The sequence below is a fragment of the Oceanobacillus sp. FSL W7-1293 genome (genome assembly GCF_037969815.1).
Classification (GTDB): domain Bacteria; phylum Bacillota; class Bacilli; order Bacillales; family Amphibacillaceae; genus Oceanobacillus; species Oceanobacillus oncorhynchi.
In genome coordinates, this window is the sequence record NZ_CP150212.1 from 3,509,863 (window position 1) to 3,529,069 (window position 19,207).

The 19,207-nt window shown below is 38.8% G+C and carries 22 protein-coding genes and 1 riboswitch; of the genes, 6 read left to right on the forward strand and 16 right to left on the reverse strand.

From position 1 onward, the window contains the following. Positions 1-40 precede the first annotated feature (40 nt). On the forward strand, positions 41-559 hold the full coding sequence (locus MKY65_RS17160; RefSeq protein ID WP_042530643.1) for a phosphatidylglycerophosphatase A: 519 nt from the start codon (positions 41-43) through the stop codon (positions 557-559). Between the two features lie 68 nt (positions 560-627). Here MKY65_RS17160 and MKY65_RS17165 read toward each other — a convergent pair whose 3' ends face one another. The 3 genes from MKY65_RS17165 to MKY65_RS17175 all read right to left on the reverse strand — a co-directional run bounded on the left by MKY65_RS17165 (position 628) and on the right by MKY65_RS17175 (position 2,560). Continuing rightward, complete coding sequence (locus MKY65_RS17165) at positions 628-1,395, reverse strand: TIGR01457 family HAD-type hydrolase (protein ID WP_339178923.1); 768 nt, start codon at positions 1,393-1,395, stop codon at positions 628-630. Positions 1,396-1,456: 61 nt separating this feature from the next. Beyond that, positions 1,457-2,092: a methanogen output domain 1-containing protein gene (locus MKY65_RS17170; protein ID WP_339178926.1), complete on the reverse strand. Its 636-nt coding sequence runs from the start codon at positions 2,090-2,092 to the stop codon at positions 1,457-1,459. A gap of 30 nt (positions 2,093-2,122) precedes the next feature. Then, positions 2,123-2,560 carry a DUF86 domain-containing protein gene (locus MKY65_RS17175; protein ID WP_339178928.1) on the reverse strand — a complete coding sequence of 146 codons (438 nt, stop codon included), beginning with the start codon at positions 2,558-2,560 and terminating at the stop codon, positions 2,123-2,125. A gap of 184 nt (positions 2,561-2,744) precedes the next feature. On the opposite strand from MKY65_RS17175, the gene MKY65_RS17180 reads away from it, so the two are divergent. Then, positions 2,745-4,175 carry an amidase gene (locus MKY65_RS17180; RefSeq protein ID WP_339178931.1) on the forward strand — a complete coding sequence of 477 codons (1,431 nt, stop codon included), beginning with the start codon at positions 2,745-2,747 and terminating at the stop codon, positions 4,173-4,175. Between the two features lie 62 nt (positions 4,176-4,237). Then, entirely contained in the window at positions 4,238-4,486 is a 249-nt protein-coding gene (locus MKY65_RS17185) for a hypothetical protein (RefSeq protein ID WP_339178934.1), read from the forward strand. Between the two features lie 71 nt (positions 4,487-4,557). On the opposite strand, the gene MKY65_RS17190 is transcribed toward MKY65_RS17185, so the two are convergent. Beyond that, positions 4,558-4,833, reverse strand: coding sequence for a YutD family protein (locus tag MKY65_RS17190; RefSeq protein WP_339178937.1), 276 nt, complete (start codon positions 4,831-4,833; stop codon positions 4,558-4,560). 144 nt (positions 4,834-4,977) lie between these two features. Here MKY65_RS17190 and MKY65_RS17195 point away from each other — a divergent pair, with 144 nt between their 5' ends. Together MKY65_RS17195 and MKY65_RS17200 are read left to right on the forward strand one after the other, a co-directional pair. After that, positions 4,978-5,523 (forward strand): YhcN/YlaJ family sporulation lipoprotein, encoded by a 546-nt coding sequence (locus MKY65_RS17195; protein WP_339178940.1) that lies wholly within the window; start codon positions 4,978-4,980, stop codon positions 5,521-5,523. Between the two features lie 81 nt (positions 5,524-5,604). Continuing rightward, positions 5,605-6,525, forward strand: a complete 921-nt coding sequence (locus MKY65_RS17200; protein WP_339178942.1) for a M23 family metallopeptidase — start codon at positions 5,605-5,607, stop codon at positions 6,523-6,525. Positions 6,526-6,614: 89 nt separating this feature from the next. Here the strand turns inward: MKY65_RS17200 and MKY65_RS17205 are convergent, their stop codons facing one another. The 7 genes from MKY65_RS17205 to MKY65_RS17235 all read right to left on the reverse strand — a co-directional run bounded on the left by MKY65_RS17205 (position 6,615) and on the right by MKY65_RS17235 (position 13,699). Then, the gene (locus tag MKY65_RS17205) at positions 6,615-6,716 is read right to left on the reverse strand and encodes a methionine/alanine import family NSS transporter small subunit (RefSeq protein ID WP_339178945.1); all 102 of its coding nucleotides are present in this window, start codon (positions 6,714-6,716) and stop codon (positions 6,615-6,617) included. A 14-nt stretch (positions 6,717-6,730) separates the two neighbouring features. Continuing rightward, complete coding sequence (locus MKY65_RS17210; RefSeq protein ID WP_339178947.1) at positions 6,731-8,254, reverse strand: sodium-dependent transporter; 1,524 nt, start codon at positions 8,252-8,254, stop codon at positions 6,731-6,733. A gap of 280 nt (positions 8,255-8,534) precedes the next feature. Beyond that, on the reverse strand, positions 8,535-10,097 hold the full coding sequence (locus MKY65_RS17215; RefSeq protein WP_339178950.1) for a Na+/H+ antiporter NhaC family protein: 1,563 nt from the start codon (positions 10,095-10,097) through the stop codon (positions 8,535-8,537). Positions 10,098-10,370: 273 nt separating this feature from the next. Further along, positions 10,371-10,546, reverse strand: a riboswitch (Lysine riboswitch). Between the two features lie 63 nt (positions 10,547-10,609). Continuing rightward, positions 10,610-11,407 (reverse strand): sporulation protein YunB, encoded by a 798-nt coding sequence (yunB, locus tag MKY65_RS17220; RefSeq protein WP_339178953.1) that lies wholly within the window; start codon positions 11,405-11,407, stop codon positions 10,610-10,612. Between the two features lie 144 nt (positions 11,408-11,551). Continuing rightward, positions 11,552-11,860, reverse strand: coding sequence for a DUF1805 domain-containing protein (locus tag MKY65_RS17225; RefSeq protein ID WP_040979011.1), 309 nt, complete (start codon positions 11,858-11,860; stop codon positions 11,552-11,554). A 130-nt stretch (positions 11,861-11,990) separates the two neighbouring features. Beyond that, on the reverse strand, positions 11,991-13,385 hold the full coding sequence (locus tag MKY65_RS17230; protein WP_339178956.1) for a bifunctional UDP-sugar hydrolase/5'-nucleotidase: 1,395 nt from the start codon (positions 13,383-13,385) through the stop codon (positions 11,991-11,993). A gap of 89 nt (positions 13,386-13,474) precedes the next feature. After that, on the reverse strand, positions 13,475-13,699 hold the full coding sequence (locus MKY65_RS17235) for a hypothetical protein (RefSeq protein ID WP_339178958.1): 225 nt from the start codon (positions 13,697-13,699) through the stop codon (positions 13,475-13,477). 484 nt (positions 13,700-14,183) lie between these two features. Here MKY65_RS17235 and MKY65_RS17240 point away from each other — a divergent pair, with 484 nt between their 5' ends. Then, positions 14,184-15,215, forward strand: a complete 1,032-nt coding sequence (locus tag MKY65_RS17240; protein WP_339178960.1) for an aldose epimerase family protein — start codon at positions 14,184-14,186, stop codon at positions 15,213-15,215. A gap of 103 nt (positions 15,216-15,318) precedes the next feature. Here MKY65_RS17240 and MKY65_RS17245 read toward each other — a convergent pair whose 3' ends face one another. From MKY65_RS17245 to MKY65_RS17265, 5 genes are all read right to left on the reverse strand, one after another. Continuing rightward, complete coding sequence (locus MKY65_RS17245) at positions 15,319-16,317, reverse strand: hydroxyacid dehydrogenase (RefSeq protein WP_339178962.1); 999 nt, start codon at positions 16,315-16,317, stop codon at positions 15,319-15,321. 6 nt (positions 16,318-16,323) lie between these two features. Next, on the reverse strand, positions 16,324-16,986 hold the full coding sequence (locus MKY65_RS17250) for a DUF6198 family protein (RefSeq protein WP_339178965.1): 663 nt from the start codon (positions 16,984-16,986) through the stop codon (positions 16,324-16,326). A gap of 126 nt (positions 16,987-17,112) precedes the next feature. Then, positions 17,113-17,862: an SIS domain-containing protein gene (locus tag MKY65_RS17255; RefSeq protein ID WP_339178967.1), complete on the reverse strand. Its 750-nt coding sequence runs from the start codon at positions 17,860-17,862 to the stop codon at positions 17,113-17,115. A 112-nt stretch (positions 17,863-17,974) separates the two neighbouring features. Then, entirely contained in the window at positions 17,975-18,691 is a 717-nt protein-coding gene (locus MKY65_RS17260; protein WP_339178969.1) for an SIS domain-containing protein, read from the reverse strand. An 18-nt stretch (positions 18,692-18,709) separates the two neighbouring features. Next, positions 18,710-19,201, reverse strand: a complete 492-nt coding sequence (locus tag MKY65_RS17265) for a PTS sugar transporter subunit IIB (protein ID WP_212928786.1) — start codon at positions 19,199-19,201, stop codon at positions 18,710-18,712. Positions 19,202-19,207 lie beyond the last annotated feature (6 nt).

Here is a 19,207-nt window from a genome sequence, read left to right on the forward strand (position 1 = left end):
ACTATACAATTATATTAAATCGAAAAAAGGTGTGTTTTAAATGACGAAGTATACAAGCAAAACAGAACTTGAAGTAAGAGCAAGACAGCTTTTAAAAGAACGTGGTGTCAAAATAGATGATATTGCAGAATTGGTATACTATCTGCAATCAAAATATCATAACGATTTAACGATGGATACCTGCCGTTTTAATGTAAATCGTGTGTTAACGAAAAGAGAAGTACAAAATGCAGTCATCACAGGCATTGAATTAGACATGCTGGCGGAGAAAAAGCTATTAAGCGAGCCGCTTCAGGAAACAATCCAGATTGATGAAGGCTTATATGGAATTGATGAAGTCATTGCCTTGTCTATTGTCAATGTTTACGGTTCCATCGGCTTGACTAATTTTGGATATATTGATAAACAAAAACCCGGTATCTTAGAAAAACTGAATGATAAAAGCAGCGGCGAAATCCACACATTTTTAGATGATATCGTCGGCGCTGTCGCAGCTGCAGCCTCCAGTCGTCTGGCTCATGGAGATGCGGAAAACGAACATGAAGAATTAGACGGATAAAAAGATTAGACACAAAAAAAGCATTCATTCCCTATACTCATATTAAATAGGGAATGAATGCTTTTTTACTATTCAAAGGTCCATTCTGCTAAATCTTCAATGATATACGTCGCCTGCTCCTCAAAGGTTGCCAGCTCTTCTTTAGAAGTCACTCCGGTAGAAACAAATAACGTATCTACGCCGGCATGGATTCCCGACTGGATATCTGTCTGGTAATTATCTCCAACCATTACAACATCCACTTTCGGCAAACCGAGTACATCCAATGCCTCTTTCATGATAACCGTATCCGGCTTGCCAATAAAGACAGGCGCCTGCTGGGTGCTTGTCTGAATCAAAGCAGTAAAAGCCCCGTTACCTGGCCCCATCCCTTCTTCAGTTGGAATAGCGTGGTCCCGGTTGGTAGAAATAAACTGTGCACCCTTGCGGATAGCTATGCATGCTTTAGCAAGCTTGTCATAGGTAATATCCTTGTCCAGGCCTACAACAACCGCATCCGCATCTGTACTGTCCGTCAATTGAATACCATGTTCTTTTATTGGGTCCTTCAGACCGCTTTGCCCGATACAGTAGCAGTTTTTTACAGATTGGTCCTGCAGATACTTCGCCGTTGCCATGCTGCTGGTAACGACCTGTTTATGATTTGCCAGAATTCCTAATCTGTTTAACTTTTCAGCTACTTCCCTAGTGCTTTTTGTAGAATTATTTGTTACAAACACATAAGGAATATTTTTTTCTGCTAATTGCTTTACAAAAGGAATTGCTTCAGGAATAACTTCATTCCCTTTGTAAACAGTCCCGTCTAAATCAATCAGATATCCTTTATATTTCTTCACATTATTACCTCTCTATCCCGATTACATCATACCTATTTTAAAACGCTTGACTGACCGGCGTTTACTCTGAGTTAGCAGCTATTCGCCACTGACAGCATTTATCTCCATCAACCAGCAGCGCTTTTGTCTTAATTTCCTGATTCGGAAACAAGGCTTCATACATTTCTTTTTCATGCTGGCACATCACAGGATAATCTCTTGCCACTTCTAAAAAAGGGCAATGAAAATTATTTAATTGGAAGCCTTGCGCACCTTTATCTTCTGTCTGAAACATATAGCCGCTCCGGTTTTGAAAATCCTTTAACGCAGCCACTTTGTCTTCCGTTGTAGAACAGGATTCTAAAAGCTTCTTTAATTGCTCTTTTTCCTTCACTGACTGTTTTTTTAGAAGCTCGCTGATCAGCTCTTTTCCCTGTAATGCTTCTAAATCATGGAGCAGATCTAAGGAGAGTTCTTTATAGCGATTAGGGAAACTTTCTTGACTTTTCTCTGTTAAACGATAAGTATGATACGGCCGTCCAATCTCTTTTTTATGCTGCTGCACCTCAATAAATCCCTCTTGCACAAGCGTATGAATCTGCTTCCGGACAGCTGTTTCTGAGATGGTAAAATGGGCCATCAGAGTATCCATTGTTATCGTCCCTTTTTCTTTCAACACCTGGATAACCTTATCCTTTGTCGAGACACGTTTCCCCATCCGCTTGCCCTCCCTTTTTATACATACGTTTTATTTATTTGAAAAAGCATTTGCTACGCCAAGTTCATTCTGCAGATACGTATGAATCCGCTTTGAAAAATAGGTAAATACCTCTGTGTGTTTTTCAAAAAACTGCTCCAGACTTTGATGATCGATTGCCTGATATTCATGTACTAAAGGTTTACGCCAATGAATCAGAGATTTATATACTGCTTCTTCCTCCGCAGGAATAACATTTTCATCTGTTAAGATGTCAATAATATCCTCATAACTACCCGGATCCCTCATAATAAAACCGTCTATCATCATATTTCCTACATCCAGCACGCCCTCTATAAAGACATGCGCCATGCGCTCCAACGCAAGATATTCTACTGGTCTGTGATAGGAATGATTCTTTAACGTATCTAAAATTTCATTCATAAATGTCAATGTCTGATTAATTTTTTCCTGATCTACAAAATACATTATGATTCCCCCAAAAACGTCTATACTAAAGGATGTTTCCGTACTACTATTATCATATCATAATTCGTAATGTATTTTCACCGAACTTTCTTGATAAAGTATAGAATTAAGAAGCGAATCTTGCCTTCTTTTTCAAAAAACGTGGTATAGTAAGTCTAATACGTGTGAAGGAGATAAATGCCGGATGGAAAAACGAGATATTCTAAAAATGGATGCCACGGGTATAGCATCCGCAATTAAAAAGAAGCATCTAACCTCTGTAGATGCTGTAACAGCCTTTATTGAACAAATCAAAGCGATTAACCCTTCCATTAATGCAGTTGTTGAAGAAAGATTTACTGAAGCGCTGCAAGAAGCGCAGGAAGCAGATGAACTGCTGCAGAATAATGGGGTTTTGGGTAAATTACACGGAGTTCCCATCAGCATCAAAGAGTGTTTTCATGTGAAGGGAATGAAAACTACAGCAGGCTTAGAACACCGTCAGGACCTTATTTATCAAGAGGATGCAGAAGTTGTTCAGCAATTAAAGCAGGAGGGCGCTATTATACTTGGAAAAACAAATACGCCTGCACTTTGCTTCTGTCAGGAAACGGATAATAAGTTATATGGCAGAACAAATAATCCCTGGGACGTCACCAAAACCGCCGGAGGCTCCAGCGGTGGTGAAGGTGCCCTGCTTGCTGCCGGCGGGTCTGCTGTCGGGATTGGTTCAGATATTGGCGGTTCCATTCGTTTTCCATCTCATTTTAATGGAGTTATCGGTTTCAAACCCGGGAAGGATACCATTTCCACAGAAGGCCATTTTCCGTCTGTACAGCATGAACTGCAGCATCGGATGCTGACAGTCGGACCAATGGGGAAATCTGTAGAGGATATGCAGCTTATTTATGAAATTTTATCTCCAAACCACTACAAACATCAGACATTGCAGGAATTTAAAATAGAAATATTACCAGCTAATCCAGGCTATCCGCTTTCCACAAGAACAGGAAATTTATTAGGGCAGCTGGAAAATTTTCTTGAAAGAATTTATAATGTCCAGCAGGTGATGCCGCCTTATTTTAGGGACAGTGCCTTAATATGGCAGGAAATCATGTCGATTAATGGAAGTAAATTGGTTGAAGATGAAGCTTTTAATAATGACCGCTCCGGATTAGTACGTTCCTTTTTAAAAGAGAAACTAAAGCAGCGTACGAATGTCCACCCATATTTATCTTGGGCCATTATTGGAGCAAAAATGTTTAAACCTTCGCAAAAAAGAGTTCGGGAAATAATCGATATCATTCAGCAGGGTGACGAGCTGTTAAAAACATATTTAGATAAAAGACTGCTGATAATGCCCGTGTATTATCAGTCCGCATTAGACCACGGGCAGGTTTTTAAAGAGATCTTCTCTATCCGTAAAACCTATTTGCAATACATGCCTTATACTGCCTATGCCAATGTATGGGGACTCCCTGCTCTGACTATACCAGTCGGAGAAGACGAGAAAAACATGCCCATCGGTGTACAAATTATCAGCAGTATTGGTAATGAGGATGCCATTTTCCGTCTGGGTAAATTACTTACGAAACGTTTTCGCGGGTATAAGCTGGCAGAGGTGACAGACAGGTAATTATTAGAAGGCGTTATTTCCTATCATCTGTACAAACTAAAAACTAACAGGAGGGAATAACGATGCCAAAAAAAGATTATCAAGAGCTTTCAACCGTTCAAAAACAGCATGATGCACTGATTCCAGAGGAATTTCCAGAAGGACCTTTTGGATCTGATATTCGTGAACATGACTTGGTTTCTGGAAAATCAACAGATTGGGAAGAAGGCCAGCAACGCACAAGTGCCTTCACCTACGCAGACAAAAAGCAGCATAAAAAGCTGCAAAGAAGAGCTCCCGGAGCCCATCCTCTCGGAGAAAAAGATAATTAAAGCTTTCCTGCTGTATAAAAAAAGAAGTTCAAAATGTCTTCTTAGCCATAAGAAGATAGATTGAACTTCTTTTATTTCTGAATCTTTTTCAAAACAAAATAAGCACAGCCGAAATTACAGTATTCATAAATATAATCCTGAAAGCAGCTGATTTTCGCATCTATTGGAGCTTTGGCATGATTATCATGATAAAACCCTTTTAAACGAAGCTGTTCATACGCCCAATCGCCTACGATAAAATCATATTTTGATAAAACCTCTGAATAGCGCTCCTTCACAGCTTCTGCTTCAAAGCCTTCTTTATTTTCTTCAATTAATTCATATGTTTTCCCATTTAACTCGATCATAAGAGAATAGTCACACTCCTTATCAATTATTCTTAGTTTATCACAGAAACAGTTAGAAAAACCAGAAAAAATTACCTGCATGATTTACGCTTGTTTTCCAAAACTAAGATGTAAGAAATAGTTCTTGGAAAGGAGACCTACAAGATGAAAAAAGGATTTGGAATCATTTTATTAAGCTTTGTTATGACGCTTGCAGCTTGTGCAACGGATCAAAATAACTCCGATTCTGACCCATTAGACCCAAACAACAGAAACCCGGAGATGGAATCAAACCCGAACTCGCCGTCCCGTGATCAGCTTGGTTTTGTCCGCTATACACAGGATGAATTTAAGCAAGATAATACATCGGAACCAAAAGAAATTCATGTGGACCGGGAAGAGATGGCTGATATGATTACCCGCATTTTATTACAGAATCCTGATTTTAAAGAAGTAGCCACGCTTGTAACGGATGAAGAAGCTTTGATTGCTTTTGAAGCTTCAGATAATCTATCCAAGGAAATGGCAATTGATAATGCAGAAAAAACAGCAATGTCTGTACTGCCTGGCTATTATACGATTCATGCTTCTAATAACAGAAGCTTGATTCAAAACATTGAAACTCTGCATTATTCTGTGACGGAGAATGAAGATGTAGATACCGAGCCCCTGGTACAGGATATTGTCGACACGATGAAGAAAGATGATTAAAAAAACTTATCCCGTAAGGAGGTGATTTATCTGGCTAGAATTCGCACTACTGTCCTGATCATGTGCTGTTTCCTTACCTTTATGCAAACCGCCGCTGTTGTCCATGCAGAATCAGAGGATCAAATATATACAGACCGCATGGCTCTATTCAAAAAGGTAGAAAGCCTTACCCAGGTTCCTTGGTATTATTTTGCTGCAATGGATAATTACGAACGTAACACACTCTCTTCCTCAGAAGAAGAAAAGGTTATTTCCATACAATTTGATGAGACAGCATGGTTTGGGCTGGGAAATGCAGCTAAATCAACAGAGCAGGAAGTTATCAGACAATTTGGCGGAATTGGTAAAGACGGCAATGGAGATAATCAAGCTGACCCTGATGATCCAGAGGATATCCTTTATACGATGGCAAATCATATCTTAGCATATGGTCTGCATAAGGATGATGTTAAAATCGCACTCTGGGAGCATTATAAACGTGACTTGACTGTCCAGACAATCATGAACACCGCCAAAGTGTTTCAAAATTTTGGCGAAATCAATCTGACAGATCGCGCCTTTCCATTAGATACAGATTATAATTACAGTTATCGCAGTACATGGGGAGATCGCCGCGGTTTTGGGGGCTTGCGTATTCATGAGGGTACCGATATTTTTGCATCTTACGGTGTTCCAGTCCGCTCAACGACCTACGGGGTGGTCGAAATGATGGGATGGAACTTATATGGAGGCTGGCGTATCGGTATACGGGATATCTATAATATTTATCATTATTATGGACATATGAGCGGCTATGAGGATGATGTAAAAGTAGGCCAGGTAGTAAAACCAGGAGACGTGTTAGGAAGCGTCGGATCTACTGGTTACGGCCCTCCTGGAACTTCTGGAAAATTCCCGCCGCACCTGCATTATGGCATGTACAAAGATAATGGATACAGTGAATTTTCATTTGATCCTTACCCTTATATCTCGAAATGGGAACGGATGGAGAAAAATAATTAATAACAACCCTATCCGTGAAAAAAGGTGTGTATCCCAGTTGTTAAACAGGATACACACCCTTTAAAAATGAATTCAGAATGACACTTCACTTACCCTTTACTTTTTTGCACAGCATTCCAAATACTAGCTGCTAACCCGCCCCATATAACAACAATACCGATGATCATTACAATGATAGCTGAAGTACCCATACGCATCTTCCCCCCTATTTATCTTCATAATCAGATAGAGAATTTTCTGACTTCCATTTCAAAGCTGCCAGGATAATTCCAAGAACTAACACACCTACTACTACGGCCCAGCCTGTATTATTGATAAAGGCATTAGAGTAATTTTCGTAGTTCCCAGTATCTGTATCAAACTCTCTTAATAAATTCTGCTTAAACAGCCCAAACATCATATAGCCCATAACTACTGGTGTAATCATAGCTAAGCTGATTGTCCACCAGGAACCTAAACGGATATCTGAAATTTCATTGGCATGATTTTTAAGCATATTGGTTTTACGAAGAATCCAGGCAATCAGGACAACTTCGACAAGACCAATCATGGCAACTCCAAACTGATTAATGAAATAATCGACATTATCTAAGAAGTACAAGCCTCCTCTAGAAGCATATAACAAGGAAATCAATGCCGCGAGTCCGCCTCCAAAAAGAACTGCTCTTGATCGTGTGATTTTAAACTTATCTACCAATGCTGCTACATACGCTTCTGTAATGGACATAAGAGATGTAATTCCGGCAAGCGTCAGAGAGATAAAGAAGAGCGCTCCGAACAATCCATTAAATGCCGGCAATTCATTGATAATGGCCGGGAAGACAACAAACGCAAGACCGACCCCGCCAGCTACGACATCATCCACACTGACACCGGCAGAAAATGCCATAAATCCTAATATTCCAAATACCCCAATTCCCGCTAATAATTCAAAGCCGGAATTTCCAAAACCAACAATAAATGCATTATTGGTAATATCAGATTTTTTAGGGAGATAACTTGAATACGTAATCATAATTGCAAAAGCAATCGATAAACTGAAGAAAATTTGTCCATATGCTGCAATCCATACACTTGGTGACAAAATTTGACTGAAATCAGGTGTAAAGAAGGCATTCAATCCATCCATCGCTCCGGGCAGCGTGACTGCTCTTATTACAATAATAATAAATACGATGAAAAGCAAAGGAATAAAAATCCGGTTTGCAACCTCTATACCTTTTTTCACACCGCGGAATAAAATTCCCAGCACCAATATCCAAACAATCACTAACGGAATGACTACTCCGGGTACCAACCCGCCTATTTCCCCAGGAATCTCCGCCAATTGCAGATGCTCACCAAATAGAAACCCTTCTGTATCTTCTCCCCAAGACAAATTAAAAGAAAAAATAGAATAGGATATTGCCCAGGCAATAATTACGGAATAATATGTTGAAATAACAAAAGCAACAAGTACTGCCCACCATCCAATAAACTCCGTTTTCTTATTCATCTTTCGGAATGTCAAAGGTGCAGAACCCCGATACTTTTGACCCATAGTAAATTCCATAATTAAAATTGGAATACCGGCAGTCAGTAAAGCAAATAAATAAGGAATAAAAAATGCACCGCCCCCATTTTCATAAGCAACAGCTGGAAAGCGCCATATATTTCCTAATCCGATTGCTGACCCGACAGCTGCTAAAATAAACCCGGCTCTTGTTCCCCATTGCGATCGACTCTCCATTCATCATAACCCCCTTTTTTAATGAATAACAATAGAACGAAAGCATATTAAATAAGAATAATAACAAAAATCATTACTTTCAGACTATTTAACTTGTATTATAACTTTTCTGACATTTTTGTCAAATATCTAATTATGGTAATGGCAGGATTTAATTGCAATACCCTTATTACATCATAAAACGAAACTTCATTCAGTGGGATTTTTTTCTTTTCTGCCACTGAATGATTAGTTGCGTGATAAAAAGCTTGGAATACTAAAATGTATTCCAAGCCTTCTGTTAAGATGCCTTCTTTTTATCTTTATTGATCAGGGAATGAGTAATCCAGACAATTCCGGCCAAAAGAACAAGCGTTACAGCTAAAGCTAGCCACGTAGAATGGGTCAGTCCAATAACGAAGAAACCGAATAAAGCAGTAAACGCTGCTATCAAAGCATATGGCATCTGCGTAATAACATGGTCGATATGGTGTGCTCCTGCTCCAGTTGCCGATAAAACAGTTGTATCTGAGATTGGTGAACAATGATCTCCAAATACGGCCCCGGCAAGTACAGCTGCTAGTGCAGGCAATAATAAAGCCATATCTGTATTTACCATAATTTCTGCAGCAATCGGAAGCATAATACCAAAGGTTCCCCACGATGAACCTGTTGCTAAAGCCATTAAGCCTGCAATCAGGAATAAAATAGCCGGAAGCAGCCCCGCAGAAATGGATGAATTATTAACCAGACCTGCTAAATAACTCCCTGTCTCCAATGCACTGATAATGGAGCCGATCATCCAGGCAAGAATAAGAATATTGATTGCCGGGATCATGGTTTTAAAACCTTCCATAAAAATATGTCCCATATCAGAACGCGGTTTCCTTTGCATAAAGTGAAAGATAACAGAAGTAAGTACTGCTGCAATACCACCTATAATTAAGGACAAATTAACATCCGTATTTGCAAAGGCGTCAATAATAGATGCACTTTCTTCTGTTTCCATTATCCCCGTTCCAATCATAGAAATAACTGTAACGATAAATAAGACAACAATTGGGATAATCAAATGAAATACTTTTCCATCTTTATGCGGATTAAATATATCACCTAAATCGCCAGATACTTGATTTCTTTTCGGGTCCAGCAATTCTCCTTTTTCCATTGCTCTTCTTTCGTGCGTACGCATCGGACCGATATCAAAATGAAAATAAGCCACGATAAACACGAGAACAATCGAAGCAATCGCGTAAAAGTTTAATGGTATCATTTGTATAAATGCTTCAATCGGCTGCAAATTTGTAATTCCATTTGCTGCAAATAACCCGCCTAAAATACCAATAATATAGGCTCCCCAGCTTGATATAGGTGCGATTACGGTAACGGGAGCAGAACTGGAATCAATGTAATATGCCAGTTTCGCCCGGGAAATTTTTTGCCTGTCTGTTACAGGTCTTGCAATCTGTCCAACTGCTAAACTGTTAAAATAGTCATCTATAAAAATAATCAATCCAATTATAGCAGTCATGATTTCCGCACCGGTACGTGTTTTCACCCGACGCAGCATCCAATCTCCAAAAGCTTTAGCCCCGCCAGAAGCTTGGAGAAACGCAGTAAGCACACCCAGAAAGAGAAGAAAACTGATTAATAATAAATTCCCCGTTTCCAATGCGCCATCTGCATAAAAAATAGTATAGAATACCGTCCATACCTCTTTTATTGCTTCCCATATATGGAAATCATTTAATAATAATGCTCCCACAACAATCCCTGTCCCTATTGAGATGAGAACTTTTCTTGTTAACAACACTAATATCAGCATGACAATTGCAGGTATCAGTGACCAAAACGTACCTTCCATGTTAAGACCTCCAACGATTTATTTTCGAGCTGAGTATTTAAACATTTTGAATAAGGTCAACGACGCGTAATGAATAATGGAAACTGCAGTTCCTTTTGAAATAATTACGTGCATATAACCGATTCGAAATAGGAAAGTAAGGCACAGGGATATCTATCATACTCAAGTACTGTTTCACAGTAAAAACATATACAAATTACCCTCTAAAAACGCAAAAAAACAATGATAGAAAATAACCTATCATTGTTTCACCAATTCACGTTATCCTCCATTTCGATCAGTAGTTCTCCATGTAAATCATTACATGACAGCATATTACTTTTTCAGTAGTACGCCAGCAATATAAAGCATGACCTCTTTATACACTTCGGCAAACTATCCTTTTTCCAGCAATCTTCGTTGTCATTCTCCTGCCGGATACTCATCTAATCTGCACCTCTACCTCACCGATCTGATAAGGTTTTTATTCAATTATAAATAGCTTCTCAACTAATTTGTACTATACTACATATTCAGTCGCTCTGCAAATCATCTTTTGGAACGGCAATATCAGGAGTATTTCCGTCCCCGCCATAGAAATCGGGCACTTTCCCCATTATTGCGCCCCCATCCAAATAGAGTTCAGTATGTACAGTTCTTACTTCAGATGTAAATGGTACAATGATTTGCACGTCGGCTTCTACGTTAATATACAGGGATACCCAAGCTCCATTAATGCCAAACTCTTCTTCTTCGCTGACCACATTTGTCCGGACTGCACCAACTACTTCCATATTGATTGGAATTTTGGGACCTAAATTGGCCAGTACAGAATTTCCTGTTATTTGTCCTAATGGAATTTCAATCAGCGTAGGATCGACCTGCACCCTGCCATCAGCACCGCCCTCATAGTCATAGGGCTCATGCAGATTATGCTCAAAATCAAGCTGTTCTCCCCGGTTCACATACGTAAAAAACTCCTCTACTCTGTCCGTAGCTACCCTGTTAATTTCACTGATAACTGCAGGATTTCGATTATACGTTACCAAATTTCCTTCATTGTCATAGGTGATATTCAGCATATCCTCAAATCCATATTCCTCTACATAATACACAGCGGAGTTAATCGCTCTCGTAGCAAATTCATCCGCTTTTCGTTTGGCAATATCAATAACAATCGGTTCAATTTTGACGTTAATTAAATAAAAACTGAAGCCCACCACTGCAAAGAATAAAATTAACGTCAGCATCAGAATGGAGCGCCGAGAGGGAGGCATTCTTCTTTTTCTTCCCGTTCGCTTTCGAAATCGATATCGTTTTTTAAATTTCAATGCAACAACCCCCTTCGTAATAATTTATGCAATTATGGAAGGGAATTAGAACAAAGGAAAACAGATTGGTTTTACCTACAAAAAAACACTTCTTTCGTTCTGTACTATAAGTCAGTACGAACAAAAGAAGTGTCTTTTCTTGTATTATGATATTTTAAGCAATGCTTCTTTTCCGGTCATCCCGACTTCCCAGCCGTGCTCCTTCGATGCATCTGTTATTTTCTGCAACGGAGCGTTCAGCAATTGATCAATGGTTCTTACTCCCATTGCCCGGCCGGCGATAACGTTTCTTTCTTTCAGCTTAGGTATTTCATTAAAAATATCCACATCGAGCGCTGCACACATAATATACCCTACATCATTGCTGATTGTTAATAAGGTTGTTTGCGGCAATTCCACACTTACTGCTGTAAAAATAATTCCATCCACCTCAAGAGGTTCTACCGTAATCATAAAAATGCCCCCTCTGTTTTTCTCTCGTGATAAGTGTATGCAGAGGGGCAAAAGAACGTCACAAATAAAACGGAACTTCACTCAGCGGGAGATTTTACCGACGGTTCTCCGTCATAGAATGGAAAATGAATCAATGCTGTTTAACTGCATACACTAATAAGTCACGCAAAAATTCCGGGACAAAATATTGTTTTTTTGCAGAACGGGCAATTTCCGGCAGGAGCTGGCCAAAAGTAAAAGTATCTGCAGTAGCAACATAGTATACCTTGTCAGGGTGAACGGGGTAACCATCTTCTGTATATACCCGCTTTACATACACCTCTCCATTTCGATGGAATGCAGTCTCGACCTGAATGCCTGAAAAAATCATTTTCCCTAAGATTTCCCCGCGGAAACCAAAACCCTTTAATTTTAATTCTGTAAAAGCAGGAGATAATGCCGCTCTGACCGTTTCTATGATTTGATCCCCCTTTAAATCCACAAGGACAGGATTGATTGGATGAGGGCAAATTCGGTGAATATCCCCTTTTGTGATTGCCCCGGCAGGAAGCGAATCTAACAACACGCCAGCATTCAGCATGGCGATATCTGCATTGGTCCATCTTCTTAGCACCTTTGTCAATGAATCAATAATAGGGGTTTCTGAAAACCAGTTTACTTCCAACGGTTTTTCAACACGTGCTACTGCCTGCCCCAGATAATGATTAGCCTGCTCTAATAATTGCTGTAAATGTTCTTCCGTCTCCAAATCCTTTACTGTATCCTGCAGGCTGATTGCCGCTGCATCTTTTGAGATAACTTTTTGCTTCTCATGATCCCAAATAATCTCTACCTCGCCGATATAGTAACAATGCTTTCCAGCTGCTGTAATCAAGGTCTGATTTACCAGATCGCCCTCTTTTAACAGATGATGCGTATGGCCGCCGATAATTACATCAATTTCCGGATAACGCCGGGAAATCTCCTGATCAACGGAAATTCCTAAATGAGAAAGAAGCACAATGATATCCGATTCTTTTTTCAAATCTTCTATATAGCGTTCAATGATGTCAAATTCATTTTCTACATGCCAGCCAAGCAGGTCGTAAAAGGCATTAAACGGTGCTGTTAAACCTAAGACACCTATCCGTATCCCGCTTTCCGTCATAAAGGAATGTGTACGCTTCAGCCAAAATGGCGTCAATTCATCTCTGCTGAATAAATTGCTGCAGACCACTTGAAAATCGGCCTTATCATATAATTGATATAATTCTTGATGGGAAAGCGTTATCCCCTCATTGTTTCCCAGCGTCACGATATCATAGCCTGCTTCATTCAGCAGTTCCACATTGGCCAGCCCGTTTGAAGCTTCTGTAATTGGATGGGACCGGTCAACATGATCTCCTATATCCATTGTAAAGACAGCTTCATTATTCTCTTTTCGCAGGCCCTGTTTTTCTTTTAAAAATGCTGTCACTCTAGGCCACTGTTCAAAATGACTATGTAAATCATTTGTATAGTAAAAGTAAACTTTCTCTTCAGACATACTTCATCGCCCCTAACCAATTCCTTGTAAAATCATGCGAATCCCCATAACAATTAATAAGATTCTCAAAAGCAGCTCTAAGAGCGAACTTAAAATTTTTTGATTGGTGAACGCACCCAGTTTGCCCCAATCCATTCCCCCGGTATAAAGAAAAGTACATATGCCCTCTCTATGTTGCCAAGCGCAACAGCAGGTATGATTTGAAATTTATATGTATATATTTCCGTTCCCATTTCCGCCTGGCGAAATTCTTTTTCAGAAGCATCTACATTTCGCGGCTTTTTTCCTTTTAACTGCCGAAAAAAAAGAATCACGAATACCACCAGCAAACCAACTTTCTACTGTAATCATATCACATTGCTGGATAGATGAAAGCGAAGGAGCTTTTTACAAACGCATTGATTTTATTTTATATAGAAGAATCCATGTTTCTAAAGAAAACTTGGTTGTCATCAAGCCTTTAGGTGACAACCTTAGTTGGGACTGCGATTACTCGCCCCATCAAAAGCACTGCGCTTATACTTTATACCTTTAAATTCTTTATACTTTCTTAAAGTGCAAGATAAAACGTTTTTTTAAATAGGTTTACGAAAGGGTTTCCTCCAAATATACTCTTTCCCTATTGCCAAAGCAATCTTCCAAAGTTAAAATTAAATTAGTTTGTTAATTAATTTAATTATCTTAGTTGGTATCTTATTAATTTTTAAGATTACTTCTCTACAATAAAAGCATCAAAGACTTTACGATTACAACTAATCTAAAACACATTGCGGTGTTTTTCAAACTGAAGGTGAGAAAATGGATATTCAAGTAAAAGAAGTCGTAAACGGCTGGAAAGAATACACATTAACCAATGATACGATTGAAATGAGTATTCTGAATTATGGAGGAATCATCACAAAATTATATGCACCAGATCGAAATGGAAACACAGAAAATATTGTATGGACTTTTAAGGATTATCATGATTATGAAAATAATCCATTGTATTTAGGTGCTTTGATTGGAAGAGTTTCTGGACGAATACCTGACGGGCGATTTAAGATTAATCAGCAGAGCTGGCAGCTGGAAAAAAATGAAGGTAACCATCATCTGCATGGCGGAACAAACGGCTTTCATCAAATTCTGTGGGATACACAAGTGAACAAAACAGAATCGGCAATCGAATTACAATTAACAACGAATGATGTCACTTTTGCAGGCGGGTACCCTGGTAATTTGGATGTCTCTATCACTTATCGTCTTACCAGCAAGAACGAATTGTCTATACATTATCAAGCCGTTCCAGATGCAACAACCGCCCTTTCTTTAACAAATCATAGTTATTTTAATTTAACCGGAAATGTGCAAAATTCTATTTATCAACATCATGTCACTATGCCGGACAGCACCATCATAGAATTGGATAAAAATCTGCTGCCTACCGGAAAGCTTCTGGATACGTCAAATACCGCATTCGATTTTCGATATGGAGCTCGCTTGGGAGAAGGGTTGCATTCATTATCTGAATCTGAACAATTAGCTTTAGCCAGTGGGTATGATCATTATTTTTTATTTAGGAACGCTAAAAACAGAATAGAAATTTATGAACCTACTTGCGGGCGAACCCTATCTATAGAAACGAATCAGCCTGGTATGACGATGTATACTGCGAATCAGGGTTCACAAGGATATCTATTAGAAAACGGGACTGTCCCAGCTCATTATGGGGTTTGTTTTGAGACTTCCAATACACCTTTAGCCCTCTATCAAGATAGACTGCCGTCCATCGTTGTAAAAGCAGGCGATGTTTATAACAAATCAACTACCTTTACATTTGGAACGAATTAGCTTTCTGATTTTATCAATGCACGAAATAACCTTCCAAAAAAAAGCTAATCCGATTGAACAGGATCCGCTTTTTTTTGGAAGATGACTCGTTTCCCTTCTGAAGTTAAGCCATATTCCTATATGATTGTTTCGTTATTTTGTATTGAAGCGGCTCACCTGCCGTAAAGCGCTTTGCTTCTTCCAGCATGAAAGCCCCTAAACGAGCCCTCTCATTACCAGAACTTCCTGCTATATGCGGTGTTAAAACAACGTTAGGCAGAGTGTATAATTTGGATTGTTCCGCTGGCGGTTCTGGATAAGTCACATCTAAAACAGCTGTAATATCTGTACGTTCTTGTAAAACTTCTATCATCTCATCTTCTCGAACAATGGCACCTCTAGCTGTATTAATAAATGTTGCATTTTGCTTCATGGACTGAAAATGCTCTTTTCTAATCATTCCTTTTGTTTCGGGCAAAAGCGGGCTATGTAATGAAACAACATCTGCATGTTTAAAAATAGCTTCTAAAGAACAAAGCTCTACATTTAAATTACTAGCTTCATCTTCGTTTACAAATGGATCATAAGCTAATACATTCAAGTCAAAATGCCGTAATAAATCCGTTACTTTCCTGCCGATTTGACTCAAAGAAATAATACCTGCCGTTGCTTGATAATTGCCGTTTAGCGGCTGATACATACCATTAATATAATTTTTTTCCTCTTTTAGCCGTCTGGATAGCTGCCAGCCGTTTTTTAAAGAAAATAGAATTTCACTTAATGTAAATTCTGCTACTGGAATGGCATTTGCCTGGTTAGCTGTGGTAACTTTTATGTCTCTTTCCCATATCTCGTCTGATAATAATTTCTTCATTGTTCCAGCTGCATAAAAGATGGCTTCTAAAGATGGCGTTTTTTCTAAAAACGATTGATCAAATACCGGAGCACCCCATCCAGAGAAAATAACCTCTGCTTCTTTTAATAAATTACCTTCTTCTTGATAATTGTATTTGGTCAATGGTTTTCCAATAATATCAATATATTGCGAAATCTCTCTTTGTATATCAGGTGTATAGACTTTTTCAAACAAATTTTCGTCCATTATAAACAGACCTTTTTTCATATGTTTTCACTCCTTTGACCGACGCATTGCAGAAATACTGCTGCTTGTTTTTTGTTTCTGAAACAGTTTAATAAGCGGTCCAATAATCAAAGCTGATATAATGGTTCCTTCACGAACACCCTGAACAGAACCAAATACGATAAACGAAATAAACATTGCTAAGCATACCAAACTTATATCAAAATAAAGCTTTACCTTTCCAAACTCCTGTGAAGTTTTGTAAGAAATCACTTTTACAATTCCTTCAGCCGGATTATTTACCACTTGTGCCTTCAACTGTATCACCGTGCTAAATGCAATAATAACACAGCCAATGGCAACCATATTTAATTGAACCCAGTAATAAGGTTGCGGGATATAAATAAGGAGATAAGACCAAAAATCAATAGCTATTCCTAATATTGGCCCTACTAGTAATTGCAAATACTGAACTCTGGGAAAATTTTTGCCCATCATTATTATTTCGATTAAGACAAAAAGAAGATTAAACAGCATCGTCAGCATTCCAAAACTAATAGGTAAGAATAGACTAAATGCATATGGCGGACTCGTAATAGGAGTTGTACCGAGATGTGCAAGTGTTACCAGACTAATGCCGAGTCCCATAATGAAAAGACTCAGTAAAAACAGTCCATAAGATTTTAATAGATTGGATTGTGCCAAATACATACACTTCTTTCCATAAATATTCCGATGTTTTAATAGCTGCCTTTTTATTTTTTTGAACATAGATAGTTAGCGATGGAAAAATAAAATCCTATTTTATGGACGTTTCTCTCCCTGCCCTGGACGATCTCATTCCATATTTTTAATAAGCAGCGGTACTTTTTCTCCGTAATTTTCTAGTAATTTTTTATTGTGTTCATCTGAACCCGTAATATTTCCACTTAGAAATACTGGTGGAACTTGCCCTGTTTTGATAAGTAAATCAGTGACTTCTGCTAAAATAGCTTGAAGAATCGAAATGCCAATCACAGAGGACGATGGGGCAAAACGAATACCTGTGTCAGAATTACTTAACATTGCGTCTCCAACCTGAACATGATTATCTATTGTATACTCGCAGACATCTTTCAAGTATAACCCGTCTTCATGTCTGGAAGGCTGCTGTTCAGCATATGCCGTACTGGTTAATGCCACCGTGACAGCTCCATTTTCTTTTCCATATAATGCGACATCTATTGGAACTGGGTTGATGCCTGAAGTAGAAATGACAATTAGCACATCCTTCTTAGTAATAGAATATTCCGCTAATAATGGACGAACATATCTATTTTTTCTTTCTTTTTGAGAAGATGCTGCCCCGCCTTGATGAAGCATCAATTCGTCAATCAATATAGGATAAATCGGTGCAAGTCCTCCTGCACGATAGAATACTTCCTCTGTTAAAATATGAGAATGACCACATCCGAATAAATAAACAACTCCGCCATCATTTATTTTATCTGCGATTACTTCACTCACTTTCTGCATAACGTTTGTTTCTTTATTAAACGTATTTTCAAGCTGCTCTTGTACTTTTTGATAATACTTCTTTATCATCATAATCCCCCTTGAATAATTGGTTTAAAGTTTGAAACGGCCTTCTTATCCATTGGTTATTCTCCATTTAAGAGGCAGCCCTTCCTTTCTCTTAAATGGAGATAATCATTCTAGTTTAAACGCGATGCATTCTATCTTTATATTTTTCGATTAATGACTCATTGTATTCTCGGCCGCCTTCCACGTTGGCGCTTTTCATTATCGGCGGTTCGATACCTTTTTTCACTAGATTTTCGATTGCTTGTAAAACAACACTATCAAGTAAGTAAGCTGCTGAAATAGAAGATGTAGGACCTGTTTTCATTCCATATTCCGGTATATCTATTCCGCAGTCTCCAGGGTCTCCACAGTTATCCAGGACCACATCGGCAAATTCATATAATTTTTTTCCGCTTGAGTGCAGGCTTTTCGCATTTTGAGAATCTTTTAAATTTGTAACAACAATCAGCTTATTCCCTTTTTCTTTTATATATTTAGCCATGTCAATGTGCAAAGGGTTTTTCCCAGAATTGGATATAAAAATAAAACAATCCTCATCCTGCTGGTCGACTAAACGAATAAACGCATCACCAACCCCTTCAATTACCTCAAACCAGCCATTGGTTCCGTAAAACTCTTTGATAGCCTTGGAGTTAACGAATCCTCCTGCCCGGCCAGCAACTTCAATGGCAGCTGCGAAAGAATGTCCCGAGCCAAAAGATTGAATAATACCTCCCCGTTCAACCGTTTCTGTCAGGATATCGGCTGCTCTTTCAATATTCTCCCGTTGCTCTGTTCGTATTTTCTTTAAAATATAATCTATTTTCGCATAAAATTGGTCGACATAGTTCACTGCATTCACTCCTCTTACTTATCGCTTGGCTTTATTCAAAAATACTTCAATGCTTGTTTCCGGGTCATCTGGCACCATTTGAGCTGTCACCTTCACCCCGCTGTTAAGAAGTGTTTGGATCGCTTTCTCTTCATCTGCTGAGAGACTTACTGATTTTTTGATTTGCACTGTATCAAAACGATTGGAAAGATTTCCGATATTGACCTGTGGCAGCTCCAATCCTTCCTCCTGCAGACGGACTAGGATTTCTGGTGATTTAACAACCAGTAAAACACGCTGTCCCTGATAGTTGCCTGCTTTAATATTTGCGGCTGCTTTTTCAAATGGCAAAATAGATGTATTTACTCCTGATGGTGCTGCCATTCTTAATACCGCTTTCTCATGATCACTGGCAGCAATGATATCATCTATTACCATAATTCTGTTTACCCTTAAACCAGTAGACCATCGAGTAGCTACCTGTCCATGAATTAATCTATCGTCAACTCTTACATGTACAATTCCTTCCATTTCTAT